Here is a 25,517-nt window from a genome sequence, read left to right as displayed (position 1 = left end):
CGGCATGTTGTCGTTTCCGCCTTTCTGGCCCTGGTTGACTCGCCTGGGCGAGGCTCAGTTTTTGCTCCCGCTCTTGCTGCTGGCCCTGGTCTGGGTCTGGCGCAGCGCGGGTGCCCGCGCCGTGCAGCGGGCCTGGGTGGCGCGCAGCCTGCTGTTGCTGGCCGCCGTCATCGCCGTGACCACCGCCAGCAAGCTTGCGTTCATGGGCTGGGGTTTGGGCTGGGCCCGGTTTGACTTCACCGGTTTTTCCGGCCACGCCATGTTCGCGGCCGCCGTTCTGCCCCTGTTGGCCGGGCTGGCACTGGCGGCTCACGGCCCGGCGCGCGAGCCGGGTCGGCCCTGGGCCGGGCGCGCCCGTGCCGGCATCGCCCTGGCCTATCTGCTGGCCGCCTTGATCGCGTATTCACGTCTCAAAGTTGGTGCCCACTCTGCCTCTGAGCTTGTGACGGGCTTTCTACTCGGCGCAGCGGCCAGCGGCCTGAGCTTGTGGCTGGCGCCGCCATTGCGCCGCCCCCTGCCGCGCAGCCTGCCGCTGGCTGCTCTTGCCGTGCTGCTCTTGCTGCCCGTGGCGGCACCCTTGTCGCGCAGTCACGATTGGGTCATTCACTGGGCGCTGCAGCTGTCCGGCCGCAGCCAGCCTTTCGAACGCCTGGAACTGCAGCGCGAGCCCTCCTGATTGACGTGCCCGCAGTTCGGCGCTGGTTTCAGTGACAGACCCGGCTTATTTGCAGGGCCTGGGCCCAGAGTTGCAGGAGGCAGGTGTCGGTGTCCTCGGTCACCACCAGGCCTTGGCTGAGCTCGTAGCTGGAGTCGAACCATCCGCAGCCGCTGCTGGCCTCCTCGGCATCCAGCGCGGTTTGGGGCTGCGTGTGAGCGCGGGGAGCGGCGGTGCTCGGCGTGGCTTGAATTCGCATGGCGAGTTTCTCCAGAGGACTTGTTGCCGGTGCCGGCGGCCTGGTTTGGAGCCAGTGCCCGGCGTCTGGAACTCATATTCGGCGACGCGAAGCGTGCTTCCCATCACACTTCGGGCCGGGGGATGGGGGAGTGAGGGGGGGGCTGGCGAGGATTGTCAGCAGCATCTCCCCCAAGGTGGGGTGGTGCAGGGACGTCGCTTTCTGACCCGCAAGCAGGTGCCTTGGCCTCATAGAAAGTCAGGGCAAGTCGCGTATGCTGCCGCAGCGCGAAATGGACGGACCTGCTGATGCTCAATGTTTTTTACACAGTCGACGTGGAAGTGTGGTGTGACGGTTGGAACGATATTGATTCCAAGTTTCCCGCCGCATTCCAGAGCTATATGTACGGGCCGACGGCTGCTGGTAACTTTGGGCTGCCTTTCCAGTTGAAACTGCTGAGTGAGCATGGCCTGACCGGCGTGTTTTTTGTCGAACCCTTGTTTGCCGCGCGGTTCGGGATCGAGCCATTGCGGGAAGTCGTCGGCCTGATTGAGTCGGCCGGCCATGAAGTGCAGCTGCACCTTCACACCGAATGGGTGGATGAAGGGCGGCCGACCATCCTTCCCAACAGCACGCACAAACGCCAGTACCTGCGCATGTTCGACCTGGCCGAGCAGACGCAGCTGATCGGCATCGGCATGGACTATCTGGCCCAGGCGGGTGCGCGGCGCCCGAATGCCTTCCGTGCCGGCAGCTTCGGCTTCAACCACCTGACCCTGCAAGCCTTGGAGGCCCATGGTTTGCGCCACGACTCCAGCTACAACGCCACCATGTTCGGCCCCGACAGCGGCCTGGCGCCCGGCACCCTGCTGACCGATTGCTGTGCTTTTGAGGGGGTGTTGGAGCATCCCATGACGGTTTATGACGATGGCTTCGGCCGTCTCCGCCATGCCCAGTTGACCGCCACCTCCAGCGCTGAAATGGAAGCGCTGTTGTGGCAGGCCCTGGAGCGCGGTCAGTCCGAGTTCGTCATCCTCTCGCACAACTTCGAATTGCTGAATCCGGCCAAGAACCGGGCCGATGCGGTGGTGGTGAAGCGCTTCGAAAAGCTGTGCCGCTTCATCAGCGACAATCGCGCGAATTTCAATATGTCGGGCTTTCATGGCTTGAATGCCCGGACGGTTCAAGCCCAACCCTTGCCCTTGGTTTCCACGCGTTGGAAAACCGGGATGCGAACGCTGGAACAAGCGTATCGCCGGAGATATCTGTGAATTCCTGGTTTGTCGCGCAGGTGCCTTTCAAGTTTCAGCTCAGCGACTGGACTTGGTTTCGATTCAATTTGAATTTGCAGTGCAGCCAGGTGCGTCTGTCGGACCCGGGCGAGCCGGTGCTGCAGCCGGTCGCGCCGGATCGGGAGTTGCCGGCCGACTGTGCCGGCTATTTGATTCGCTCGCTGCCTGTGCAGGCCGCCTTGCCGGTTCTGGGAAAGCAGGGCCATTATCTGGTGTATGTGCGCCAGCATTACCCGCGCTATTTCATCGACCTGAACCAGTCGTTTGACGATTACAAGGCGAAGTTTTCAGCCAAGACGCGTTCGACCATCAACCGCAAGATCAAGAAGTTCGCCGAACATTGCGGCGGCACTTTGGATTGGCGCCAGTACACGCGCCCCGAGGAGATGATCGAATTCCTGAAACTGGCGCGCCAGGTTTCGGCCCTGACCTATCAGGAGAAATTGCTCGATGCCGGTATTCCCAATTCAGAGGAGTTCACGGCTGAGGTGATGAAATTAGCAGCCCAGGACCTGGTGCGCGCCTACATCATTTTCCATGAGGGCAAGCCGGTTTCTTACCTGTATTGCCCGATCGAAGAGGGCGTGCTGGTCTATTCATATCTCGGCTATGACCCCGGTTATATGAAGTTGTCGGTGGGCACCGTGCTGCAATGGCAGGCCTTGGAAACAATATTCGCCGAGAACAAGCACAAGTTTTTTGATTTCACCGAAGGCGAATCCGAGCACAAAAAGCTGTTTGCCACCGGCCACCGGCAATGCGCCGATGTGTTTTTCATTCGCCGCAGCTTCACCCATTGGTTACTGGTGCAGAGTCACCGGAATTTCAATGTGGCCGTCGAGAAATTCGGTGAGTTTCTCGAGCGCCACAATTTGAAGACACGCATTCGCCAATGGATGCGTTTCGGTGCCTGAGTTGGTTTCGCAGCCGGCGCGCTTGGTCTTGATTCTTGAGTCGGAAGTGACATGAATACATCGGGGGGTCGTGCGTTCATCAGCGACGAGGAGCTGTCTCAAGCCGGGGCCGGCACCTGGCCGACACATCAGTTCAAGGATCAGGCTTTTTGCAGCCCCACGAGCTTGCGCGCCTGGGCGCAGGCCTTTTTGCCCGGGCGCGGCTGGAGTGGCCCGCTGTGCCATGTGGTGAGCCGTGAGCACGGCGCCATCCAGGCCTTTGTGCCCTTCGCCAAGCAGAAGATCGCGCTGTTTTCTATCCACTCGCTGGCGGGCTATTACTGGCCGTTCCGAACCTTGTTTGTGGCGGCGCAGAAAGCGCCGGGCCTGGCAGCCGCCGAGGCGCTGGGGCGTGAGCTGGCACGCCGCCCGCCGGGCGCCGTGTTGCGCTTCGGGCCAGTGTCCAGTCGCGATGCCGCTCTGCATGCCGTCCTGCGCGAGCTGACTCGCCAGGGCTGGCGCTATCTGTGCCGGGAAACCGGCGCCGTTTTCGAGCTGGATCTCTCGCTAGGCATGGACGCGCTCAAGCAGAAGTTCAGCAGCTCCCTGCTCAAGCACATCGAGTATTCGCGGCGGCGCCTGGGCAAGACGGTGGGCGAGGTGAGCGTGGAGCGCCATGTGATGGGCCGCTCGCTCGACATCCTCGACACCTTGGCGGCCATTGAGTCGCAGTCCTGGCTGGCCAAGAAAGGTGGTGAGCTGAAGTTCATCGGGCCGGCCAACCAGCGTTTTTGGGAACTGATGGGTCAGAACCCTGATGGCCACTCGGAGGCGGTGTTCTGGGTGCTGCGCTGCGGCGGCCAGCCGGTCGCGTTCTCGGCCCATCTCGAAACGGAGACCGCGGTTTACATCCTCGCGAACTCCTACGACGAACAGTGGAAGAGCCACAGCCCAGGCTCGATCCTGACCATGGATGTCTTGCAGGATGCGGTCGCGCGCGGCAAGCAGACCTTGGACTGGGGCCAGGGCGACTCCGGCTACAAGCAGCGCTGGGGCGCGCAAGACGCGTCCTTGCTGCATGACGTGATGGTGTTCAAGCCGGGTCTGATCGGGGGTCTGCTGGCCTGGGCGGCCAAGAAGGCCTTGCCGTCCTGGACGGTCCGCCTCGATTCGCTGGCCTGAGCGGGCGCCACCGCATGAATCAACGATTGTCTTTTCTGCTGGGCCCCGGCGGCTTTGCAGCCTCGGTGTTTTTCGGCTTCAAGCTGCTCAGCGGCGTCGAGGTCTTCCGCTTTGCGAGCAAGCCCTTGCAAGCCAGGGCGGCGCTCGCCCTGCCGGCCGACTGGGCCTATCTGCGTTTGTCCAGCCCTGCCGACTATGCGCGCCTGTCTGCCGCCACCGCGACCCAGATCGCCGCCCAGTCGGGTGCCGAACCGGAACGGCTTCTGCTGCGCGGCTGCAGCATCCACGCCTTGCTGTGCGGCGAGGCGGTGGTCGCGCAGCTCAATATCGAGACCGGCCCGGTTTGCGATGTGGACGACCCCAAGCTGGCCTTGCAACTGGCCGAGGGTGACGGCTTTCTCGGCTTCCTCTACACCTGGCCCGAGTTCCGCCGTCGGGGCGCGGCGCAGCTGCTGATCGCGGCCACCGAGCAAGGCATGCGTGAGCAGGGCCTGAGACGCCTGGTCACTCATGTGCGCGCGACCAATGTGCCCTCCATGGCCGTGTTCAAGAACCTGGGCTGCCGTTTCAGTGCTGTCGTGTTCAGCAAGACCTCGGGTGCCCTGGTCGGCTCGCTGGGCATGCGCCGTTTGGGCCTGGCGGCTTTGCCGGCGCGGCCAATCGGGCGCTGATCCTGCCCCTCAGAACGGCAACGCCGTCGTGTTCTTCACCTCTTCCATCACCGCGTAAGTCCGCGTCTCGCGCACGCCGGGAAGGGTCCAGATGACGCTGCCGATGAACTCGCGGTAGGCGCCCATATCGGACACGCGGGTCTTGAGCAGGTAGTCGAAACCGCCGGCCACCAGATGGCATTCCAGGATCTCGGGGCGGGCCTGGACGGCGGCCTTGAAGTTGTCCATCACGTCCTGTACCGTGCGGTCGAGCAGGATTTCGATGAAGACCAGCATGGCCGCGCCCAGCTTTTCCGGGTTCAGCCGCGCTTCGTAGCCCAGGATGTAGCCCTCGCGGGTCAGGCGCTTGACGCGCTCGAGCACGGCGGTGGGGGAGAGGTGCACGGCCTCGGCCAATTTCAGATTGGAGATGCGGCCGTCGGTCTGCAGCACACGCAGGATGCGGGCATCGGTCTTGTCCAGGGTGGGGGTGTCGCTGCTCATGCTGAATTTTCGACTAGGGGTGTGCTGATGTTCTGAATTTAATTCAGGGCCAGCCCACATAAAGTTCGACGCTTCGCTAGTTTCGCCCATTACGAGGTTTTCCATGACCGCTTTCGCCCTGCCGCCCGAAGCCGCCCGCCTGCCTGACCCCTACCGCGACGAGATCGGCGTGGTCAACGCGCTGGCCCAGAGCCTGGGCGCCGGCCTGAATTGGCCCGCCGTCATCGAGCAAGCCGCCCCCTGGGTGGAGCAGGTGCGCGCCAACCCCGCGCCCTTCTGGGCCATGGAATCGCTGCTGCGCGAATACCCGATCACCAGCTCCGAAGGCCTGGCCCTGATGCGCCTGGCCGAAGCCCTGCTGCGCGTGCCGGACGCCCCCACCGCGATCGCCCTGACGGCCGACCAGCTCGGCCGCGGCCAGTTCGACGGCGGCTCGGACGGCCCGCACAAGCTCTGGTCCAGCCTCTCGGCCTCGGCCATCTCGCTGTCCAAGAAATTCCTGCCCGATGCCGAAGGCCAGGGCGGCCTGCTGACCCGCTTGGGCGCGCAGACCGTGGTGGGCGCCACGGTGCGTGCCATCCAGCTGCTGGGCCGACAGTTCGTGCTGGGCCGCAATATCGGCGAAGCCATGGACGAGGCCGCTTCTGCGCGCAAGGTCCAGCCTATGCTGCGCTTCAGCTACGACATGCTGGGTGAGGGCGCCCGCACCGAGGCCGATGCGCGCCGCTACCAGGCCGCCTACGTTGGCGCCATCAAGGCCATCGCCGCCGGCGCCAAAGCCGATTCACCGGAAGCGGCGGACGGCATCTCGATCAAGCTCAGCGCCCTGTTCTCGCGCTATGAAGTGCTGCAACGCGAGCGTGTGTTCGCCGAGCTGCTGCCGCGCGTCTGGGAGCTGATCACCTTGGCCGCGCAGGCCAATATCAACCTGACCATCGACGCCGAAGAAGTCGACCGCCTCGAGCTCTCGCTCGATGTGCTGGACGCCCTGGCCGCCCGCATCGCCAGCCATTACCCGCAATGGCGCGGCTTCGGTCTGGCCGTGCAGGCCTACCAGACCCGCGCTCTGGCCGTCATCCACGAGGTGGCCGCCATCGCCAAGAAGCACCACTTGCGCTTCATGGTGCGCCTGGTCAAGGGCGCGTATTGGGACGGCGAAATCAAGCGCGCCCAAGAGCTGGGCCTGGCCGCCTACCCCGTATTCACCCACAAGCAGCACACCGATGTGTCCTATCTGGCCTGCGCCCAGGCTTTGATCGAACACGCCGATGTGATCTATCCGCAGTTCGCCAGCCACAACGCCGGCACCATCGCCGCCATCGTGCAGATGGCCAAGTCGGCCAACGCCAAGTTCGAAATGCAGCGTCTGCACGGCATGGGCGAAGGCGTGTACCGCGAGGTGCTCAAGGCCGGCACGATTCCCTGCCGCGTCTACGCTCCGGTCGGCGAACACCGCGACCTGCTCGCCTATCTGGTCCGCCGCCTGCTCGAAAACGGCGCCAATTCGTCCTTCGTCCACCAGCTGGCCGATGTCAACGTGCAGGTGCCCGAGCTGCTCGGCTCGCCGGTCGAGCAAGTTCAGCCCTACAGTGCCCTGCCGCTGCCGCGCTCGCTCTATCAAGACCCCAAGGGCGAAGGCCGCGCCAACTCCACCGGCGCTGACCTGACCGACCTGGCTCAGCGCCAGGCTTACCTGGACGCTTTGGCCCGCAGCGAGATCAAGCCCGTGCCCGAAGCCACGGCCGAGCAGGTCAGCGAGGCCATGGTCCGCTTGCAAGCCGGCTTCACGCCCTGGAACACCACGCCCGCTCATGAGCGCGCCGACATCCTGCGTCGCGCCGCCGATTTGTTGGACGGTCGCATCCACGAGTTCTGTGCCCTGCTGGTCAAGGAAGCCTACAAGACCCAAGGCGACTGCGTGGCCGAAGTCCGCGAAGCCGTCGACTTTCTGCGCTACTACGCCGACCAGGCCGAGTTGGATGGCCCGCGTATGCAAGGCCGTGGCGTCTTCGTCTGCATCAGCCCCTGGAACTTCCCCCTGGCCATCTTCGCCGGCCAGGTCGTCGCCGCCCTGGTGACGGGCAATACCGTGGCCGCCAAGCCCGCTGAACAAACGCCTTATGTGGCCCAGCAGTTCGTCGAGCTGCTTTACGCCGCCGGCCTGCCGCAGACGGCGCTGCAGCTGCTGCACGGCCCGGGCGAGACTGTCGGTGCCGGCCTGGTGGCGGCGCCGCAGACCGCCGGCGTCTGTTTCACCGGCTCCACACAAGTGGCGCAGATCATCAACCGCAGCCTGGCCGCCAAGGACGGCGCGGTCGTGCCCCTGATCGCCGAGACCGGTGGCCTCAACGCCATGGTGGTCGACTCGACCGCCCTGCCCGAGCAGGTGGTCGATGCCGTGGTGCAGTCGGCCTTCCGCTCGGCCGGCCAGCGTTGCTCGGCCCTGCGCCTGCTGTGCGTGCACGAGAGCATCGCCGACGGCGTGATCGAGATGCTCAAGGGCGCGCTGCAAGAGCTGTGGGTCGGTCGCCCGGCCGAGTTGGCCACCGATGTCGGCCCGGTCATCGACGACGAGGCCTTCGACAACATCGCCAAGAACGTCGCCCGCCTCAAGCGCGAGGCCAAGCTGATCGCCGAAGCGCCGGTGCACGATGCCCTGCCGCGCCTGATCCAGCCGGTGGCTTTCGAGATTGCATCGATCGGCAGCCTGCGCCAGGAAATCTTCGGCCCGGTGCTGCATGTGGTGCGCTGGGGTGGCGATGTCGACGCGGTGGTCGAGCAGATCAACGCGCTCGGCTACGGCCTGACCCTGGGCATCCAGACCCGCATCGACAGCCGCGCCCTGCGCCTGGCCGAGCTGGCCCGCATTGGTAACGTCTACGTCAACCGCAATGTCATCGGCGCCGTGGTCGGCGTCCAGCCCTTTGGCGGCGAAGGCATGTCCGGTACAGGCCCCAAGGCCGGCGGCCCGAACTACCTTTACCGCTTCTGCGCGCTGCCGCATGTGGTGGCACCTGCCGCAGGTGCCGGTCTGAAGCCGGAGGCCGCCGCTACTGCCGGCTTGGCCGCCACCGTGGCCGCCCTGGCCGCGGGCCACGAGGCCTGGGCCTCACGCCCGCTGACCGAGCGTGCGACCGTGCTGCGCCGTGCCTTCGAAGGCCAGGCCGGTGGCCTGTCTGTCAATGCTCGCTTGAGCCTGGCCGAGCGCGTGCTGGCCGACCTGCGCCTGCCCGGCCCGACGGGCGAGAGCAATGAGCTGCGTCTGCATGCCCGCGGCGTCTTGCTGCTGCTGGCCCAGTCGGCGCCCCTGCCCGAGCTGGCCCTGAGCCTGGCTGCCGCTCTGGTGGCCGGCAACAGCGTGGCCCTGCTCTGCGATGCGCCGGCCGAGGCTGAGCTGGTGCAAGCCCGTCTGCGTGCCGCCGGCCTGCCGGCCGAGGCCTTGCTGATCCTGCCCCAGGCAGGCAGCGCCACGGTGGCGGCTTTGCTCGACGACGAGCGCGTCGCCGGCGTGGTGCTGGCCGCACCCGACCGCCCGGCCGAGCGCGCCTTGCTGCGTCAGCTGGCCGCCGGTGATGGCGCCATCCGCCCCCTGATCACGGCGCAGGAAGTGCATGACCCGCTTCAGCAATACCGCTTCAGCGCCGAGCAGACCTTGACCATCAACACCGCGGCCGCCGGCGGCAACGCGGCCCTGCTGGCCGGTTTGCACTGATGCGCGGCCGCTCGCGGCTGCTGCGGCTCGGCGGCGCTGGCCTGCTGGGTTGGACCCTGCTGACCGCAGGCCAGCCCGTGGCTGCGGCGCCGGCCGAAGCGCTGTCGCTGCCAGCCGCAGCGAGCGTCTTGCCGGCCTGGCAGCGCCTGGGCCAGCAACTGCAAGCGCAGGACTACCGCGCCGCGCGGCCGGCCTTGCAGCTGCTGCTGCGCCGCCATGCGGCCGGCCAGGCGCTGGACAGCGAGGCCGGCGAGCTGCTCTACCGTTGGCTGTTCGTCAGCGAGAACCTCGCCGAGGTCGGCCGCCGCACGGCCGCGGTGTTGGAGGATGGCGCTGCGGCCACGGCCGCCGACCTGCTGGCCGCCGCGCGCCTGGCCCTGGAGCTGCGCGATTTCGAACGGGCCGAGGCCTGCCTGCAGCGGGCGCAGCACAGCGCGCGCAGCCCGGCCGAGCGCGCCAGCGTCTTGCGCGGCCAGGGCCAGCTGGCCTACCAGCGGCGTGGCTACGACGCGGCCCTGACCTTGCACCAGCAAGCCCTGGCCCTGCAGCCCAGTGCCGATGGCGAGCAAGCTCTGGCCGAGACCCTGATCCGCCTGGGCCGAACGGCCGAGGCTGTGGCTGCCGCCGAGCGCGCCGTGGCCCTGGATCCCTTCCACGAGCAAGCGCATTACCACCTCGGCAATGGCTATGCCCGCAAGAACTACAGCGAGCTGGCGGCCGAGGCGCCGGGCGCTTTTGCTGCCGCCAACACCTTGATCCGTCGCGCCGCGCGCGCCTTTGACCGGGGCGATCTGCTGGCCGCGCGCCGTCTGGCTGCCAGTGCCCTGGCGCGCTGCCCCGGCCATGGCCGCGCCCATGCGGTGCTGGCCAAGGCCATCGAAGGCCTGCGCCTGCGCCAGGATCCACACCGCGCGGCCGACGAAGCCCGCTTCGCCGCCACGCCCATGCCGCAGGTGCCCGCCATCGAGCGCTATGTGCTGAACTGGGCCCAGCTCTCGCCGCGCCACCAGAAGCGCGTGGCCCTGTCGCTGGCGCCTTGGAAGGCCTTCATTCCGGTGCTGGTCGAGGGCGGCGCCACGCATTTCATCAAGCCCCTGGACATGCGCCTGTCCGAAACCCCCGGCGCGCTGGCGCTCAAGGACCAGCGCATCGGCTACGACTCGCGCCTCTGGGACGATGTGCGCGGTATGGGCGGCTTCAACACCGTGACCGGCATCGAGGACGTCGAGCGCTCCATCTTCGGCCGCTACAACACCGTGCTGCATGAGCTGAGCCACCAGGTCCACGGCGTGTTGACGGCCGACGCCGCGCGCGAGATCCAGGAGCTGTACCGCCGCGCCAAGCTGCGCGACGAGCGCAGCAAGAACGGCTTTCTGTCGCGCTATGCCGGCGGCTCGGTCTGGGAGTATTTCGCCGAGGGCGCCAACGCGCTCGACTCGCCGCGCCGCGATGCCTTCGACACGCGCGAGATCGTGCGCGAGCGTCTGCAGGCGCAGGACCCGGAACTGCTGGCCCTGGTGCAGCGCCTCTTCCATCAGACCGACACCCGCGCCAGCCTGCCCATCGCCCTGGTCAATGCCGGCCACCATCGTCTGGAGTCCGGCGAGCTGGTCGCGGCCCGCGGCTTTTTCGAGCGCGCCCGCAGCGTGGCGCCGCAGGACGAGCTGGTGCTGACGGCCGCGCTCTACGGCGCGTCCTTGGCCGCGGATGTGGACGCCGTGCGCCGCCTGGCTGCCGAGGTGCAAACGCGTTATCCGCGCGGCGGCGCGGTGCTGAGCTCAGCGCTGGAAGCCTTGTGGCACAGCGGCCAGCCCCTGGCCGAGCTGACGGCTCAGCTGAGCGCACAAGCCCAGGGCCTGGAGGGCGAAGACCGGCAGCGCGTCGACCTGGCCCTGGGTGGGCATCAGCTGCGCCTGGGTGCGGCCGGGCCGGCCCTGGCCGCGTTTGAGTCGGCCCTGGCCTACCAGAGCGACAGCCCCGAGGCCCTCTGGGGCAAGGCCGCCGCCCTGGCCCAGGCCGAGCGCTGGGACGAGGCTTTTGCCGTCTACGAGCAGGCCCTGCGCCTGCGCACCGGCCTTGTCGAGCTGCGCCGCGATCTGGCCCGCGACCTGCTGCGCGCCGGCCGCCTGGAGCCCGCCCGCGCCCAGCTCAAGGAAGCGGCGCTGCTGGACCCCAAGGACGCCGGCGTGTTGGCGCTGCAGGCCTGGGCTTCGCTGCTGGGCCAGGATGCTGCCGGTGCTCTGCGCCAGGCCGAGGCCGCCCTGGCCCTGAACCCCTGGACCGACCTGGCCCTCATCATCCAGGGCGCCGCCCAGACCCGCCTGGGCCGCCCCGAGCAGGCCACGGCCAGCTGGGCACCGCTGCGCCAGCGCCATGCCGATGCCGCCAGTGCGCCGCGTTACGTCTACCGCGCCGAGGCCTCGGGCTGGATCTCGGTCAACGAGCAGCCGGCCTGGGAACGGCGGCTGCTGGAGCAGCTGGCGAGCGAGTGATCAGAACCAGCTGCTGATCGCCTCCAGCGGTTTCTTGATGCCACCATGCACCGGCACCAGGCAGCCCGGCTTGGGGTAGCCCACGACCAGCAGGATGACCGGCTTTTCTGATTCCGGCCGGCCGCAGATCTTGCTCAGAAAGCCCATGGGGCTGGGCGTGTGGGTCAGGGTGGCCAGGCCGGCGTCGTGCAGGGCGCTGATCAGGAAACCGGTGGCAATGCCCACCGACTCGGGCACGTAGTAGTGGCTGTAGCGCTCGCCCTGGGCATCGATGCCGTACTTCTGCGCAAAGATGGCGATCAAAAGCGGCGCCTCTTCCAGAAAAGGCTTGTTGGCGTCGGTGCCCAGGGGCGCCAGCGCGCGCAGCCATTCTTCGGGCGCGCGGCCGTTGTAAAAGGTGCGCTCCTCTTCCTCGGCTTCGATGCGGATCTGGTGCTTGATCGCCGGGTCGCTGATGACGGCGAAATGCCAGGGCTGCTGGTTGGCGCCCGAAGGCGCGGTGCCGGCGGCCAGCAGGCATTGCTCGATCACCTCGCGCGGCACGGGCCGGCTGTCGTAATCGCGCACGGTGCGGCGGCGCAGCTGCTGCTGGTAGTGGGCGCGCGCCTGGGCCAGCATCTGCTCGGGCGGCAGTTCGCGGTAGTCGCGCAGGGGCTCCATGGCAGGAGCGGGCAGTTCGTGGGTCTCGGTCATGGTGGTTTCTCCTCCGTCGCGTCTTGTGGTTTGGGAACTTTCGCGACGCGGGCAGCGTAGCCGGTGTCGGCCGGCTTGACCATCGGTGCCGGGCCCGAGTCCTGCGCGGCGCGCCTACACTTCGACCTCCATCCCATGAGCAGGAAGCGGCGTCAGCCATGAGTTCACCCATAGCTTTCATTGGCGGCGGCAATATGGCCAGCGCCATCATCGGCGGCTTGCTGCGCGCCGGCCTGAACCCGGCGCGGGTCTGGGTGGTCGAGCCCTACGAGCCGCAGCGCGCCCGCCTGCAGGCCGATTTCCCGGGCCTCCATGTGCTCGCCGCCGCCGATGCCAGTCTGGCCGAGGCGGGACTGGTGGTCTGGGCGGTCAAGCCCCAGCTCTTTGGCGAAGCGGCCGCGCCTCTGGCCGGATTGCTGCACGGGGCCCTGCACCTGTCCGTGATGGCGGGCATCCGCAGCGACACCCTGGTGGCCAAGACCGGCAGCGAGCGCATCGTGCGCGCCATGCCCAACACGCCGGCCCTGATCGGCAAAGGCATCGCCGGCCTGTTTGCCCGCGCTGCGGTGTCCGCCGGCGACCGGGCCCGGGTGGAGCAGGTGCTGGCACCCACTGGCCGCTGCATCTGGGTCGATGCGGAGGCCGATCTGGATGCGGTCACTGCCTTGTCGGGCTCGGGGCCGGCCTATTTCTTCTACGTCGTCGAGGCCATGACGGCTGCGGCGGTGGACATGGGGCTCAGCGAAGCGCAGGGCCGCGAGCTGGCATTGGCCACCTGCCGCGGCGCGGCCGCCCTGGGCCTGGCCTCCAGCGAGTCGCCGACCGTGCTGCGCGAGCGTGTCACGTCCAAGGGCGGCACCACCCATGCCGCCATCAGCAGCTTGCAGGCCGACCAGGTCGGCGCGGCCGTGCAGCGCGCCGTGCTGGCCGCGCAAGCGCGCGCTCGCGAGCTCGGTGATGAGTTTGCGGCTTGAACCGACCCGCCAAACCCGACAGACGCGAGCACGACCTGACCCCAAGCTGACAGCGATGTCCCACGGAACCTTGAACTCGACCTTGCCGCTGACCCTGAGGGTGCTGCTTTGGGCATAGCCAGCCGCGACAGTTTGCGCAAATGGCTGCACGCCCCCGGTTCGCTGAGCCGGCGCCTGGCCTGCCTGGGCGAACGCTTTGAAGTGACGGTGCTCAGCCAGCGCACCGCGCCCCTGCGCACGGCCGAACTCAAGGCCCTGGGCCTGCCGCGGCACGGCTGCACCGTGGTGCGCGAGGTCATCCTCAGCGTCGACGGCCGTCCCCTGGTCTGGGCGCGCTCCAGCCTGCATCAGAGCGCCCTGGCCGGCCCCTGGCGCGCCCTCAAGGGCCTGGGCCCCCGGCCGCTGGCCAATTTGCTCTATGCCGACCCGCGCGTGCGGCGCAGCGAGCTGCGGCCGCGCCGTCTGTCCCGCTTCGGCCACACCCGCCGGCAGATGGAAAAGCAGTGGTTGGCCGCCACCGGCAGCCCCGCATCGGCCCAAATGTTGTGGTCACGCAACTCTGTTTTCAGCCGCTGCGGGGCTCAGTTACGGGTGATGGAGCTATTTGTGCCGGAACTGGCAGGAAATATGCCGACAGTTGGTCGCGTTAGGTGTGTAAAGAGGCGTAACAATAGGGCCTAGAACAATAAGGTAGGGAGGTTCATCAGCTGTTTTGAGGAATCTCATGAAAACTCGTGACGTCGTTATTTTCAGTGGCCAGCAATTCGCTGTGCCGCAATGCATTCAGCGTATCGACCATCAGTCGACGCACGGTTGGCAGCTGCGTTATGGCGGCACCAAGCTTTTCTCCGACCACTCGCAAGACGGTAGCGGTGCTGCGGCGGCCTTGGCCGAAGCCACCAAGGCCTTGCTGAGTCGCATCGCCACCTTGCCTGCGCCTTCGCGCTTGCAACGCCGCCCCAGCGGCAACAAGGGCAGTGGTTTGCCGGTCGGCATCTCTGGCCCCATCGTGCGCCAGCGCGCCAGCAGCCGCGTGCGCGACTGCAGCTTTGCCGTGTCCTTGCCTCGCTTCGGCGGTTCGCCGCGTGGCCGCAGCGTCTACATCGGTACCGAGAACACCTACACGGTGGAGAAGTACCAAGCCGCCCTGGCCAAGGCCGTGGCCCTGCGTGAGTCGGCCGAAGAAGCCTACCAACGCGCCGCCACCCGCGCCAAGCGCGCCGAGGGCAAGGCCTTGAAGGAGCAGCTGAAGTCCATCATCGCCGCAGCGCCGGCAGCGAAGGCGCCCAAGGCAGCCAAGGCCGCGCCCAAAGCGACAGTCAAAGCCGCCGCCAAGCCGGCTGCTAAGGCTGCACCCAAGGCAGCCGCCAAGCCGGCCAGCAAGGCGGCGCCCAAAGTTGCCGTGAAAGCTGCGGCGAAAGCTGCAGTCAAGCCGGCCGCGAAGACTGCTGCGAAGGCGGCTGTGAAAGCCGCCGCCAAGCCCGCTGTTCGCAAGACAGCCGCCAAGAGCGCGCGTGCCTGAAGCGCGGGCCTTGCGCTGGGCCCTGGTCGGCCCCGGCAATATCGCCGGGCGCTTTGTCCAGGCCTTGCAAGGCCTGCCCGGTCATGAGCTGAGCCTGGTGCTGGGGCGCGACCTGGCCCGTTCGCAGGCCTTTGTGGCCGAGCATTGCGCGAGCGACCGGCCGGCGCCGCGTCTGGCTCTGGCCGCCGATGCGGCCGAGCTGCAGGCCGCCCTGGCCAGCAGCGAGGTCGATGCGGTTTATATCGCCACGCCCCATGCCCAGCATGGCTTGGCCGTGGCCGCCGCCCTTGAAGCCGGCAAGTCGGTGCTGTGCGAGAAGCCCTTGGTGCCAGGTCTTGCCCAGGCCCTGCCCCTGGTGGCCTTGGCGCAGCAGCGCCAGCTGTTCTTGATGGAAGCGCTGTGGACGCGCTTTCTGCCGGTCTACGCGCAAGTGCGAGCCTGGCTGCAAGCCGATGCGATCGGCCCGCTGCGGGCCATTCAGTCGAGCTTTTGTTTCTCCATCCCTTTCGACGCCCGCAGCCGCTGCTTTGACCCGGCCCTGGCCGGTGGCGCCTTGCTGGACATCGGCATCTACAACCTCAGCATGACGCGCTGGGTGCTGCAACAGGCGCTCGGTGCATGCCCCGAGCCGCTGCAGATCCAAGCCCAGGGCGTGCTGGCGCCCACCGGGGTCGACCAGCGTCTGGCCGCCAGCCTGCACTTTCCCGGCGGCATCAGCTCTCAGTTCGTCTGCGCCTTCGACGGCATGGCCGACAACGGCCTGCGCATCTTCGGCGAGCGTGGCGTGATCGAGCTGCCGCGCAACTTCTGGGAGGCGACCGAAGCTCGGCTGCAGGTCGCCGGTCAGCCGGAGCAGACCGTGCAGGCGCCGTTCCAGATCAATGGCTTCGAGGGCGAGATCCTCGAAGCGGCAGCCTGCATTCGCGCCGGCCGCAGCGAAAGCGCGCACATGCCGCTCAGCGAGACCCTGGCCACCCTGGCCTGGATGGACCAGATCCGCGCCCAGCTGGGCGTGCGCTACCCCTTCGAATCCGCCTTGCACTGAGCCAGGCTTTGGGCTTGGCTGTCCAAGGCCTGCAGATTGGCCGGCAGGCGCTGCTCTGTGCGCAGCCGCGCCAGGCCGGCCGCGGCCGCCTTGAGCAGGGCGCAGGCGGCGGCCGGGTCATGAGCGGCCGGGCCTTGTAGCGCGCGGCCCAGCCAGAACTCGGCCAGATGAGCCTCGCGGGCGAACAAGGCGTTGAAGGGCTCGCGTTGGGCTGAGGCGCGCAAGGTCTTCAGCGCCGCTTCGCCGGCTTGGCGCGCCGCGGCGCGCGCGGCCGGGCTGAGCATGGCGGCCGGGGCCGCCAGCAGGATGCGGGCCTCGACCAGGCCGTACTTGGCTTCGCCCTCGGGGTCGTCATTGGCGCCGGCGGCCGCGCGCCGCTCGGTCAGGGCGCGCCAGCGCTGGACCGCCTCACCATGCCGGCCGGCCAGGGACAGCTGCAGGGTCAGGTCGCGCTCCGACTCGTCCAGGCGCGGCGCCAAGGCCTTCACTTGCGGAAACTTCTGCCGCAGCTCGCTCAGCAGCTTGAACTCGCGCTGGTACCAGACCAGCGCGCGGGCCGGGCGGCCCAGGCTGTCCAGGGCCTCGGCCAGGGGGCCATAGCCATTGGCCAGGTTGCGCTGCGCCCGCTCATTGCTCGGGTCCGCGCGGGCGCCGCGTTCGCGCCGCTCGATCGAGCTGATCCACATGGCCAGGCCGCGCTCGGTGTCGCCCGTTTCCAGCAAGGCATCGGCCAGGCGACCTTCGGCCAGGTAGAGCCAGCGCTGCCAGCGCGGGTTGTCGGGCGCGCTGGCGAGCAGGCGGGTCGCCAGCTGGTGGCTCTTGAGCTGAGTCTGTAGGCTGGCCGGGAACTCGCCCGCCACGCGCTGGAAGTCGGAGAGCTGGTTGAGCAGGCCGCCGTAAGCCTCCAGCACTTCGCTGCGCTCGGGGTGGCGCTGCAGCAGGCCGTCCATCTCGCGGTCCAGCGCTTCGATGCGCTGGCGTGCCGGCTGGTACAGGCCCAGGCTTTCCTTGAAGGGCCAGTAGTCGACCGAAGCGAGGTAACGGTCGGCCTCGATGCGCTTGAGTTGCACCGCCAGGTCTTGCGGCTGGGCTTGCGCCAGGCTGGCCGCATGGGCGGCTGCCGTGCGGTAAAAGCCCTTGGCTTCGGGCAGCTTGCCGGCGGCGCGGGCGCTGTCGCCAAAGCGCTCGTTGATGGACTTCAGCCCCTGCACATTCTTCAGGTCCAGCGGGTCCAGCGCCGCCAGGGCCTCGCGCATGCGCAAGGCCTTCTCGTAGGCGGCGCGGGCCTCCTGGGGCCGGCCCAGGTTGGCCTGCATGCTGTTGCCGAAGATGTCGCCGATGCGCTCATAGCCCTCGGCCACATCGCGCAGCAGCTCGCGGTCCTCGAGGCGCTCGCTGGCCAGGCGGTCGAGATAGCTGAGCGCGCCGGCGACCAGCTTTTCGCGGCCGGCGGTCGGGCCGTCGCGCAAGGCGGTGTCCACCTCGAACAGCATCAGGCGCGCGAACTGGCGCACGTCGTTGAAGCGCCGCTCGGCCAGCTGGCTCTGCGCCTGCGCCACGCGCGCCTGCCAGAGCGCCAGGCCGGCACCGCCGACTACGGCCGCCAAGGCCAGGCTGCCGGCTGCCACCGGCCATTTGTTGCGGCTGACAAAACGACCCAGCAGATAGCCCAGGCGCGGCTTGCGCGCGCTGACGGGGTAGCCCTGCAGATGGGCACGGAGGTCGGCGGCCAAGGCGTCAACGCTTGCATAGCGCGCACTGCTCTGCTTCTCCAAGGTCTTGAGCAGGATGTTGTCGAGATCGCCGCGCAGGCGCTTGCGCCGATTCAGCCACTGCGGGTCCTTGATCAGCTCGGGCGACAGGCTGCTGGGCCGGGTCGGCAGCTCTTCCAGCACGCAATGCGCGGCCTGCAGCGGCGTGCTGGCCTGGCGGCCATAGGGGCGCACGCCGGTCAACATCACATAGAGCAGCACACCCAGGGAATAAAGATCGGTGGCGGTGCTGACCGGGTCGCCGCGCACCTGCTCGGGGCTGGCGTAGTTGGGTGTGAAGGGGCGCTGGCCGGCCTGCGTTTGGTCGGTCGGGCTTTGCTGGCCCGGCAAGGCCTCTTGCGGGTCCAGGGCCTTGGCGATACCAAAGTCCAGCAGCTTGACCTGGCCTTCGCCGTTGACCAGCACATTGCCGGGCTTGAGGTCGCGGTGCACCAGCAGATGGCGGTGCGCATAGGACACGGCGTCGGCCAGTTGCAGGAACAGCGCCAGCCGCGCCTCCAGGCTCAGGCCTTCGCAGGCCTGGTCGATGGCCCGGCCCTGCACCAGCTCCATGACGAAATAGGGCAGGCCGCTGGGGCTGAGCCCCGCATCAAAAAGGCGCGCGATATGCGGGTGGTCGAGCCGGGCCAGGGCCTGGCGCTCCTGCGCAAAGCGCTGCAGCACGGCACTGGAATCCATGCCGCGCTTGAGCAGCTTGACCGCCGCCTCGCCCTGGTAGGCGCCGTCGGCCCGGCGCGCGCGCCAGACCTCGCCCATGCCGCCGCAGCCCAGGACGTCGATCAGCTCCCAGGCTCCCAAGCGCAGGCCCGGCCAGGCCACGGCATCCGCTTCTTCCTTCGTGTGTGCGCCAGCCTCGGCCAGCGCCGCCTGGGCCAGAAAGCCCGGGTCTTCGGCGCCGCCGCCGGTGCTGTGTGCGAGCAGAGACAGGACCTCGGCCTGCAGCTCGGCGCTGGCCGCGCTGGCGCGCACAAAGGCTTCGCGCTCGGCCGCCGGCAGGCCCGCGGCGGCGTCAAACAGCTGCCGGACGTCCGGCCAAGCGGGTGGAATGCTCATGGCTGCCCAGTGTGCGCAAGTTCGGCGCCGCCGTCATGCTGACAAGCCCGAGGGTCAGGGCTTGCCTGCTGATGCTGAGTGAGCGTGGCGGCGCTACAGTGCCGGCGCAGGGCGGCTGGCGCCCCATGCAGGGAGGCATGTTGGAGATGAAAAGCGAGAAGGAAGGAGCGGAGCGGAACATCGGCACTTGCCAGGTTTTTGGCAGGCCCTGGCTGCGGCGTGTGCTTTTGTGCTGGGCCAGCTGGGCTGCTGTGGTCCTGGCGGCTGTACCGACTCAGGCCGCCGAGACTGGAACCGTGATCGTCGGCCGTGCCGATGCCGACAGTCTGCCGGGTGTGAGCCTGGGCCTCTTGCTGTTGGACAGGCCCCGGCGAGTGCTGACGCTTCGATTGCGGGACGGCGCCCGGCCCGGCGCGGCGGGCTCGCCCTGGCGCGAGGTCGATGCCGCCGGCTTGCGCAAGATCGACCGCTTTGCCGCGCCCCGCCTGCAGCTGCGGCGTGAGCCTGAGCCGTGTCAGTTTTCGCTGCGCTGGGGCGCTTTGCCGCCGCCCCCGCCAGCTTTGCATGGATCGACTGAGCGCGAGCACTTGCTCCACGCCCTTTGCCCCGACGCCGACTGCGAACAGCCGGCCTGGCAGACGGACTTGCCCGCGGATGCGCAAACCTTGGCCCTGCGGGCCTGGCTGCTGGCCGATGCCAGGTCGGAGGCGGAGCTCGTCCTTTACGTGCTGGATCTGCAAGCCGGGTCGGGTTCGGCGGGGGAGTACCGCTTGGCGGGATTGCCCACCCTGCCGTCGCTGAGCTGGAAAGGCAGGGATGCGCCCTGGTCCTGGAGTCAGGCGCCGGTGCGCTTGCCGCTGGAACTGGCCGCGCAGTTTCCGCAGCTGTTCCGGGCGGTCTGGGCTGAACAGGCGCGTCAGCAGAAGAGGGGCGAGGCGTCCCTGCTGTTCAGCAGCGAATGGGTGAACGGTCTTCATGCCTTACGCCGGAGCCGCTATCTGGATTTGCAAACGCATGAACTGCTGGCACTGGGAGCGCCGGAGCTGCTGGCCTCTTTGAAGACTGCCCAGCTCCACCGCCTGCATCTGCGTCTGCGCGCTGCTGATGCACCCGAACAGCTCAGCCTGCAAAAGCTGCCCAGGGCTGGTGCCGGGAGTCGCTCCTGGCTGGCGATTCAAGCGGCACAGGACGATGGCGCCCAGTGCAGCGCGCATCTGGCCACACTCTCGTGCGCGGCGCTCTGCCATGAGCGGATCGAGCGCGTGGCGCTTGACCCACCGGGCACTTATCTGCTGGAGCCACGGCGTGGCGAGCTGCCCGAGTCGCGCAGCGAGCAAATGCAGGCGTGCCGGGCTTCCTGCAATGCCCAGATGGAGAGGCTGGCCGCAGACGCTCAGGACTACGCGAGCGAGGGCCGCGACCAGGCTCGGCAGGAGTTGTTGGATGGCTTGAGGCGCATGACGGGGCCAGGCTTCTTTGCCGCCGAGCCTCACCCGTGACTCGCACTGGAACTGGCCTTTAGTGCAGGTCGATCTCGGGCAGATCGGCGTCGAGCAGGCTGGTGATCACGGTCAAGGCCTGGGCTTCGGTGTCGACATCGAGGGCCAAAATCAAGGCCTCGTCCAGGCGAATGGGCGAGCTGGGCATGCCGCATGGTGCTGCCCTGTGGGGGGATGGCATATAGTCGCCGCCCCATGAGCCTTCTCGACATTTATCGCGCGCGCCGCAAGCTGCTGGAACGTTATGTTCAGCGTTTGCTGGGCAATGCCGATGAGGCGGCCGAGGTGTCGCAGGAGGCGTTCCTGCGCGTCTATGCCGCCGAGCTCGGCGAGCAGACGCCGGTCAGCGAGGCCTTGCTCTACACGGTGGCGCGCAATCTGGCGCTGAGCGAGTTGCGCAAGCGCATTGCTCGTGCCACCGACGCTGTGGGGGAATGGGACGACTTGCGCGTTGAGGACACAGGGCCCAGTGTGGAGGCCCTGATCCAACAACGCCAACGTGTGGCCGCCGTCGAGGCCGCCATGGAACGCATGGCCCCCAAGTGCCTGGAAGTGTTTCGCATGCGCAAGGTCGACAATCTCTCACACGCCGAGATTGCTCGCCGCTTGGACATCTCGCCCAAGACGGTGGAGCGCCACATCACGCGTGCCCTGCAGCTCTGTCACGAGGCCATGGCCGAACACGATGGCGAGCTGCAGCGCCGGGAGGGCCAGCGCCGATGAGCCGCACGCCAGACAGGCCGTCTCATCAAGCCGAGGGGCAGGTCTTGCCTTTCGGTCGCGTCGGCGATTCGGCTGAGGCGGCGCGCCGCTGGGTGGTGCGCATCGATGCCGGCGAACTCAGCGCTGCGGAGCGCCAACAGCTCAAGGACTGGTTGGCGAGCGATCCGGCCCACGCCCGATTGCTGGACGAGCATGCCCTGATCTGGGCAGCCGCTGGCCAGGCGCGTTTTCCTGATGAAGCGGCCAGTCCTGCACCGGCACGCCCGGCGCGGAGCCGGCGCCCCTGGCTTTGGGCTTCGGCCGCCGGTGGTCTGGCGGCCGCCTGCCTGCTGCTGGTGCTGATCCTGCGCCAGCCCTGGACGCCCGCGCCGCCCGAGAACCAGTTCGCCGCCCAGCACGCCACGCCGGTGGGTCAGCAGCAGGTCTTGTTGCTGCCCGATGGCTCGCGCACCGAGCTCAATGCCGCCTCGTCCCTGGGCGTGGTCTACGGCGAGGCGCGCCGCCGTGTGGTGCTGGAGCGCGGCGTCGGCCTGTTCGAGGTGGCCAAGGACAAGAGCCGGCCCTTCGAGGTGGTGGCCGGCCATACCGTGGTGCGAGCCGTGGGCACGCGCTTTCTGGTGCAGCGTCACCGCGACGGCAGTGTCGAGGTGACGGTGTACGAGGGCGTGGTCGAGCTGCGCAAGGCGGCCAAGGCAGAGGGCGAGCCCGATGCACAGCCCCTGCGCCTGGGCGCCGGCCAGGTGGCGCTGGATCAGCTGCGCCAGACCCAGCTGTCCATAGCCTCGCCGGCCGAGCTGGAGCGCAAGCTGGCCTGGCAGCAAGGCCGCATCGTGTTTGACAACAGTAGCCTGGGCCTGGCGCTGGAAGAGGTCAACCGCTATAGCCCCGAGCCCATCGAGCTGGCCGACCCGACGCTGCAGGATCTGCGCATCTCGGGAGCCTTCGCCACGCGTGATGTGGCCGTGTTCCTGCGCAGCCTGGAGCAGGGTTTCGGCCTCAAGGTGCGCTTGCAGGATCAGCGCTGGCGCGTCAGTCGCGGTTGATCTTTGCTTGTACGGAAAACCGATATCAGGGTTTGTCCTTTGGGGGGAGGTGGTGGCTGGCGCGTCGACATAGCAGTTGTGCGCGACGCCCGAACCACCTCTGTCATTGGAGCCACCATCTTGCAGCCCCGATTCCGTTCTTTTGATCTTCGACCCCTGGCTCTGGCCGCCGCGCTGGCATTGCAGCTGCCGGCTCAGGCCCAGACTACGCCTGGGGCCGAGGCCACTGCCAAGCCCCAGGCCATCGAGATTCCCGCCCAGCCCACGGCCCAGGCCTTGCAGACCTTTGTCAAGCAGCTGAACTTCCAGCTGCTCTACGCGCCCGAGCTGCTGCGCGGCCTCAACAGCAAGGCCGTCAGCGGCGTGATGAGCCCGCGTGAGGCTCTGGCCCGCTTGCTGGAAGGCAGCGGTCTGCAGATCATCGACACCGGCCCTAACGCGGCAACTTTGCGTGCTCCCGGAGGGTCGACGCCGGGCCTCCGGGCTTCGGGCGCGTCGGCCGCCCTGGAGCAGGGCCGAGGCGGTGACGGTGGTGAGGTGCCTGAATCGCGCCGTCCGGCCTCAGTGCTGGCCGAATCGGCCGGCCGCGTTCACAGCTTTGATCTGGCTGCCGGCGATGCGCTGGAGACGGTGCAGCAGGCAGCCCGCCTGGCCGGTGTTTCGGTCAGCTTCAAGGAAAACGAACTCAGCGGCGTGCGCACCAACCGCATCAGCGGCGAGTTCACCACCTTGCAGGCTTTTCAGCGCCTGCTGGCCGACACCCGCCTGGCCGTGGGCGTGCAAGTCGCTACCGGCGAGTATGTGGTGCGGCGCCTGGAGACCATCGCTCGCGTCGAGGTGACGGGCTCGCACCTGCGCTCCATCCTCGGTGAGCAGGGTGTCAACCCGGTCACGGTGCTGACGCGTCAGGACATCGAGCGCTCTGGTGTCACGACCTTGGCCGAGCTGCGCAATCTGATCCCGCAACTCTCGGTCGGAGCCTCGACCAGCTTTGACGGCAACAGCTCGCGCGGTTCGCCGGACGGGCGCCTGCTCTTTGATCTGCGTGGCTTGGGCGCGGGCAACACCTTGATCCTGGTGGACGGCATGCGCCTGCCCAAGACCGGCTCGCGCGGCGTGGCCGAGGCCTACGAGGCGACAGGCATCCCGATGTCGGCCATCGAGCGGGTGGAAGTGCTGCTCGGTGGCGGCAGCGCCATCTATGGCGCCGATGCCGTGGGCGGCGTGGTCAACATCATCACCCGCAAGCGCTACTCGGGCACCGAGATCGAGTACGCCCGCGACAACACGGTTGATCGGGACGCGGCCAACGACCGCCTGGCTCTGAGCCATGCCTTCCGCAAGAGTGGCTTCTCGGCGCGCGGCATGCTCTCTGTCGAGACTCAAAACGCCCTGGCTTTGCGCGACCGCGAATGGCTGGCTTCGGACGACCGCCGCCCTTGGGGCGGTGCGGACAACACCCGCAACAACCCGGCCATTGGTGGCGTGGTCAGCGCCGTCAGTGGCCAGCTGCCGGGCATCGGGGCGTCCACCGCCTTCGTCCCTGCTGGCGCCAATGGCCGCACTGCTACGGTCAAGGATTTCGCCGGTGCCGCCGCAACCCAGCGTTATGACGCGGCCAAGCACCTGAACGCGATCAACCCCTACACCCGCAAGGTGGCCAATCTGTATGCCGACTACCAGTTCGCCCCCTGGGCCACGCTGTATGCCAGCTACAACTGGTCGCGCAATGAATCGGAGGCGCCTGGCGATCCGGTGCGCTTGAACACCCGCATCCCCGCTGGCTATCCGGGCAACCCCTTCGGTGTGCCCATCATGGTGGACAAATACCTGTGGGAGCTGGGCACGCCCGCCCGCCATTACCGCTACTCGCAGCAATCGACCACCCTGGGTTTGCGCGGCGATCTGCCTGGCGATTGGCGCTATCACTTCAGCCTGGCCGATGCGCGCAGCAACCCCGAGTTGCCGGAGGGCGTGTACCAGTTTGACGGCGGCAAGCTGATGGCCGCCATCAACGGCGCCAGCAAGCCCGTGCTGCTGCACGACAGCTTGGCCTTGCTCGGCTCGGGCAAGGGCCCCAACGCCGCCGGTGTGCTGGAGGCCTTGTACTTTGAGGATTCGCGCCAGGACCAGCCGCGCACGCGCAGCACGGCGCTCAATCTGGACGGCCCGATCTGGCAGCTGCCGGCTGGCCCGGTCAATCTGGCCGTGGGTGCCGAACAACGGGTCGAGTCGGTCCAATTCTTCAACAGCTCGACCCAGTCCAACGGCACCGAAGCGGCCGAGCCCAAGCAGGACCGCAAGGTCGATGCGCAGTACCTGGAAGTGGCGATCCCGCTGCTGTCCACCAAGTCCGATCTGCGCCTGCCCTTGGCCCACAGCCTGAGCGTCACCGGCGCCGTGCGGCGTGATCACTACAACGATTTCGGCGCTGCCACCAAACCGCAGTACGGCCTGCTGTTCAAACCCACCGCCTGGCTGGCTTTGCGTGCCTCGCACAACGAGGCCTTTCGAGTGCCCTACCTGATCGACATCACGCGGCCGCGTTTTGTCAGCAACCAGACGGTGCCGGCCACGGGCAGCAGCGCCCTGATCGACACCTACCGCAAGAATGAGGCCTTTGTCGGCGTGTTGCCCACCACGGTGGGCGGCAACCCTCTGCTCAAGCCGGAAAGCTCCACCCACCGCAATATCGGCCTGGTGTTCGAGGCGCCCTGGGAGGCGGCCAAGGGCTTCTCGTTCTCGGTGGACCGCTGGCAGTCGGAAATCCTCGATCGGGTCGGCAGCCTGACTCGCCAGGAGCGCCTGCTTTACTTCCCCGAGACCTACACGCGCGCGCCGCTGAGCGCCGCTGACGCGGCCGCGGGCTACACCGTGGGCCGCATCAATGGCGTGGACAACAGCTCCATGAACATCGCCAAGTTCCGCAGCTCGGGCTATGACTACGCGCTGCGTTTCCAGCGCCAGACGACCTGGGGCGAGTTCATCTTCAGCAGCAAGATCACCAAGACCGATCGCCTGGAGAGCATGGCCACGCCGGCCGCCACGCCCAGCCCCTACGTTTCGGCCCGGCTGCGCCCGACCCGCTCGGTCAGCAGCCTGAGCTGGAGCTACCGTGGCTTGGGTGCCAGCATGACCATGATCCGCCAGGCCGGCTTTCCGGTCAGCCTGTTCCCGCCCGTGGTCGACTACCCCAAGACCCAGCAGTTCAACACCAATGTCTGGTACGACTTCGGCACCGGCGGTCTGCATGAGCGCGATGGCTGGCTTGGTCATTGGCTGCACAACACGCGGGTTTCTTTCGGCCTGATCAATGCGCTGGACACCGCCCCGCCGCTGAGCCCCACGGGCAATGTCAATGGCAGCGTCGACCCGCGCATGCTGCGCTACACCTTCACCCTGCGCAAACGCTTCTGACGCTGAGCTTGCGGGTTCGGGCCGCACGCCGGTCCGGCCCGCAGGCCGCCCACCTCCAGACCCAAGCTCCGAGGCTGCCGCCCACAAGGGCGCGGCTCCTTGCGGGCAAGCCTTGCCGCACCCGGTCTTTCCTTTCCCCACCCCTGCCTGCCCCCACC

General features: G+C 67.8%; 20 protein-coding genes. 15 read left to right on the top strand and 5 right to left on the bottom strand.

Going from position 1 to position 25,517, the window contains the following annotated elements; genetic code table 11:
• Positions 1–4: 4 nt before the first annotated feature.
• Entirely contained in the window at positions 5–676 is a 672-nt protein-coding gene (locus ACQY39_RS03155) for a phosphatase PAP2 family protein (protein ID WP_428503438.1), read from the top strand.
• A 28-nt stretch (positions 677–704) separates the two neighbouring features.
• Here ACQY39_RS03155 and ACQY39_RS03150 read toward each other — a convergent pair whose 3' ends face one another.
• On the bottom strand, positions 705–914 hold the full coding sequence (locus ACQY39_RS03150) for a hypothetical protein (protein ID WP_428503437.1): 210 nt from the start codon (positions 912–914) through the stop codon (positions 705–707).
• A gap of 287 nt (positions 915–1,201) precedes the next feature.
• Between ACQY39_RS03150 and ACQY39_RS03145 the strand changes: the two genes are divergently transcribed.
• From ACQY39_RS03145 to ACQY39_RS03130, 4 genes are read left to right on the top strand one after another with little or no spacing between them, the layout of a single operon-like run.
• Positions 1,202–2,164 carry a polysaccharide deacetylase family protein gene (locus tag ACQY39_RS03145; protein ID WP_428503436.1) on the top strand — a complete coding sequence of 321 codons (963 nt, stop codon included), beginning with the start codon at positions 1,202–1,204 and terminating at the stop codon, positions 2,162–2,164.
• Positions 2,161–3,099 (top strand): GNAT family N-acetyltransferase, encoded by a 939-nt coding sequence (locus ACQY39_RS03140; RefSeq protein ID WP_428503435.1) that lies wholly within the window; start codon positions 2,161–2,163, stop codon positions 3,097–3,099. Before ACQY39_RS03145 ends, ACQY39_RS03140 begins: the two co-directional genes overlap by 4 nt.
• 51 nt (positions 3,100–3,150) lie before the next feature.
• The gene (locus ACQY39_RS03135; RefSeq protein WP_428503434.1) at positions 3,151–4,260 is read left to right on the top strand and encodes a GNAT family N-acetyltransferase; all 1,110 of its coding nucleotides are present in this window, start codon (positions 3,151–3,153) and stop codon (positions 4,258–4,260) included.
• Between the two features lie 14 nt (positions 4,261–4,274).
• On the top strand, positions 4,275–4,931 hold the full coding sequence (locus ACQY39_RS03130; protein ID WP_428503433.1) for a GNAT family N-acetyltransferase: 657 nt from the start codon (positions 4,275–4,277) through the stop codon (positions 4,929–4,931).
• A gap of 9 nt (positions 4,932–4,940) precedes the next feature.
• Here the strand turns inward: ACQY39_RS03130 and ACQY39_RS03125 are convergent, their stop codons facing one another.
• Complete coding sequence (locus tag ACQY39_RS03125) at positions 4,941–5,414, bottom strand: Lrp/AsnC ligand binding domain-containing protein (protein ID WP_263515810.1); 474 nt, start codon at positions 5,412–5,414, stop codon at positions 4,941–4,943.
• 103 nt (positions 5,415–5,517) lie between these two features.
• Between ACQY39_RS03125 and ACQY39_RS03120 the strand changes: the two genes are divergently transcribed.
• A complete protein-coding gene (locus ACQY39_RS03120; protein ID WP_428503432.1) occupies positions 5,518–9,126 on the top strand; it encodes an L-glutamate gamma-semialdehyde dehydrogenase in 3,609 nt (1,202 codons plus the stop codon).
• Positions 9,126–11,618 carry a tetratricopeptide repeat protein gene (locus tag ACQY39_RS03115; protein WP_428503431.1) on the top strand — a complete coding sequence of 831 codons (2,493 nt, stop codon included), beginning with the start codon at positions 9,126–9,128 and terminating at the stop codon, positions 11,616–11,618. Before ACQY39_RS03120 ends, ACQY39_RS03115 begins: the two co-directional genes overlap by 1 nt.
• On the opposite strand, the gene ACQY39_RS03110 is transcribed toward ACQY39_RS03115, so the two are convergent.
• On the bottom strand, positions 11,619–12,311 hold the full coding sequence (locus tag ACQY39_RS03110; RefSeq protein ID WP_263515801.1) for a nitroreductase family protein: 693 nt from the start codon (positions 12,309–12,311) through the stop codon (positions 11,619–11,621).
• 158 nt (positions 12,312–12,469) lie between these two features.
• On the opposite strand from ACQY39_RS03110, the gene proC reads away from it, so the two are divergent.
• From proC to ACQY39_RS03090, 4 genes are all read left to right on the top strand, one after another.
• Positions 12,470–13,285 carry a pyrroline-5-carboxylate reductase gene (proC, locus tag ACQY39_RS03105; RefSeq protein WP_263515800.1) on the top strand — a complete coding sequence of 272 codons (816 nt, stop codon included), beginning with the start codon at positions 12,470–12,472 and terminating at the stop codon, positions 13,283–13,285.
• A gap of 108 nt (positions 13,286–13,393) precedes the next feature.
• Positions 13,394–13,966 carry a chorismate--pyruvate lyase family protein gene (locus ACQY39_RS03100; RefSeq protein ID WP_263515799.1) on the top strand — a complete coding sequence of 191 codons (573 nt, stop codon included), beginning with the start codon at positions 13,394–13,396 and terminating at the stop codon, positions 13,964–13,966.
• A 43-nt stretch (positions 13,967–14,009) separates the two neighbouring features.
• Positions 14,010–14,807: a hypothetical protein gene (locus tag ACQY39_RS03095; protein ID WP_428503430.1), complete on the top strand. Its 798-nt coding sequence runs from the start codon at positions 14,010–14,012 to the stop codon at positions 14,805–14,807.
• On the top strand, positions 14,800–15,852 hold the full coding sequence (locus ACQY39_RS03090) for a Gfo/Idh/MocA family protein (RefSeq protein ID WP_263515797.1): 1,053 nt from the start codon (positions 14,800–14,802) through the stop codon (positions 15,850–15,852). The genes ACQY39_RS03095 and ACQY39_RS03090 overlap by 8 nt, the downstream gene beginning before the upstream one ends.
• Here the strand turns inward: ACQY39_RS03090 and ACQY39_RS03085 are convergent.
• Entirely contained in the window at positions 15,825–18,677 is a 2,853-nt protein-coding gene (locus ACQY39_RS03085; protein ID WP_428503429.1) for a serine/threonine-protein kinase, read from the bottom strand. The genes ACQY39_RS03090 and ACQY39_RS03085 overlap by 28 nt on opposite strands.
• A 137-nt stretch (positions 18,678–18,814) precedes the next feature.
• Here ACQY39_RS03085 and ACQY39_RS03080 point away from each other — a divergent pair, with 137 nt between their 5' ends.
• Entirely contained in the window at positions 18,815–20,176 is a 1,362-nt protein-coding gene (locus tag ACQY39_RS03080) for a hypothetical protein (RefSeq protein ID WP_428503428.1), read from the top strand.
• A 19-nt stretch (positions 20,177–20,195) separates the two neighbouring features.
• Here the strand turns inward: ACQY39_RS03080 and ACQY39_RS03075 are convergent, their stop codons facing one another.
• On the bottom strand, positions 20,196–20,324 hold the full coding sequence (locus tag ACQY39_RS03075; protein ID WP_428503427.1) for a hypothetical protein: 129 nt from the start codon (positions 20,322–20,324) through the stop codon (positions 20,196–20,198).
• Positions 20,325–20,371: 47 nt separating this feature from the next.
• Here ACQY39_RS03075 and ACQY39_RS03070 point away from each other — a divergent pair, with 47 nt between their 5' ends.
• From ACQY39_RS03070 to ACQY39_RS03060, 3 genes are all read left to right on the top strand, one after another.
• Complete coding sequence (locus ACQY39_RS03070) at positions 20,372–20,899, top strand: RNA polymerase sigma factor (protein ID WP_428503426.1); 528 nt, start codon at positions 20,372–20,374, stop codon at positions 20,897–20,899.
• On the top strand, positions 20,896–21,942 hold the full coding sequence (locus tag ACQY39_RS03065) for a FecR family protein (RefSeq protein ID WP_428503425.1): 1,047 nt from the start codon (positions 20,896–20,898) through the stop codon (positions 21,940–21,942). Before ACQY39_RS03070 ends, ACQY39_RS03065 begins: the two co-directional genes overlap by 4 nt.
• Before the next feature lie 120 nt (positions 21,943–22,062).
• Entirely contained in the window at positions 22,063–25,359 is a 3,297-nt protein-coding gene (locus tag ACQY39_RS03060; protein WP_428503424.1) for a TonB-dependent receptor domain-containing protein, read from the top strand.
• Positions 25,360–25,517 lie beyond the last annotated feature (158 nt).

Origin of the sequence: Roseateles sp., assembly GCF_965262435.1 — a bacterium.
Taxonomy (GTDB): domain Bacteria; phylum Pseudomonadota; class Gammaproteobacteria; order Burkholderiales; family Burkholderiaceae_C; genus Paucibacter_A.
The sequence above is the reverse complement of the archived record's forward strand: the minus strand, read 5'-3'. Positions and strand labels throughout refer to the sequence as shown.

Excerpts from the sequence above, each read along its gene's own strand:
- ACQY39_RS03155 (WP_428503438.1), top strand. The coding sequence starts at position 5 with ATGTTGTCGTTTCCGCCTTTCTGGCCCTGGTTGACTCGCCTGGGCGAG.
- ACQY39_RS03150 (WP_428503437.1), bottom strand. The coding sequence starts at position 914 with ATGCGAATTCAAGCCACGCCGAGCACCGCCGCTCCCCGCGCTCACACG.
- ACQY39_RS03145 (WP_428503436.1), top strand. The coding sequence starts at position 1,202 with ATGCTCAATGTTTTTTACACAGTCGACGTGGAAGTGTGGTGTGACGGT.
- ACQY39_RS03135 (WP_428503434.1), top strand. The coding sequence starts at position 3,151 with ATGAATACATCGGGGGGTCGTGCGTTCATCAGCGACGAGGAGCTGTCT.
- ACQY39_RS03130 (WP_428503433.1), top strand. The coding sequence starts at position 4,275 with ATGAATCAACGATTGTCTTTTCTGCTGGGCCCCGGCGGCTTTGCAGCC.
- ACQY39_RS03125 (WP_263515810.1), bottom strand. The coding sequence starts at position 5,414 with ATGAGCAGCGACACCCCCACCCTGGACAAGACCGATGCCCGCATCCTG.
- ACQY39_RS03120 (WP_428503432.1), top strand. The coding sequence starts at position 5,518 with ATGACCGCTTTCGCCCTGCCGCCCGAAGCCGCCCGCCTGCCTGACCCC.
- ACQY39_RS03115 (WP_428503431.1), top strand. The coding sequence starts at position 9,126 with ATGCGCGGCCGCTCGCGGCTGCTGCGGCTCGGCGGCGCTGGCCTGCTG.
- ACQY39_RS03110 (WP_263515801.1), bottom strand. The coding sequence starts at position 12,311 with ATGACCGAGACCCACGAACTGCCCGCTCCTGCCATGGAGCCCCTGCGC.
- proC (WP_263515800.1), top strand. The coding sequence starts at position 12,470 with ATGAGTTCACCCATAGCTTTCATTGGCGGCGGCAATATGGCCAGCGCC.
- ACQY39_RS03095 (WP_428503430.1), top strand. The coding sequence starts at position 14,010 with ATGAAAACTCGTGACGTCGTTATTTTCAGTGGCCAGCAATTCGCTGTG.
- ACQY39_RS03085 (WP_428503429.1), bottom strand. The coding sequence starts at position 18,677 with ATGAGCATTCCACCCGCTTGGCCGGACGTCCGGCAGCTGTTTGACGCC.
- ACQY39_RS03080 (WP_428503428.1), top strand. The coding sequence starts at position 18,815 with ATGTTGGAGATGAAAAGCGAGAAGGAAGGAGCGGAGCGGAACATCGGC.
- ACQY39_RS03075 (WP_428503427.1), bottom strand. The coding sequence starts at position 20,324 with ATGCCCAGCTCGCCCATTCGCCTGGACGAGGCCTTGATTTTGGCCCTC.
- ACQY39_RS03070 (WP_428503426.1), top strand. The coding sequence starts at position 20,372 with ATGAGCCTTCTCGACATTTATCGCGCGCGCCGCAAGCTGCTGGAACGT.
- ACQY39_RS03065 (WP_428503425.1), top strand. The coding sequence starts at position 20,896 with ATGAGCCGCACGCCAGACAGGCCGTCTCATCAAGCCGAGGGGCAGGTC.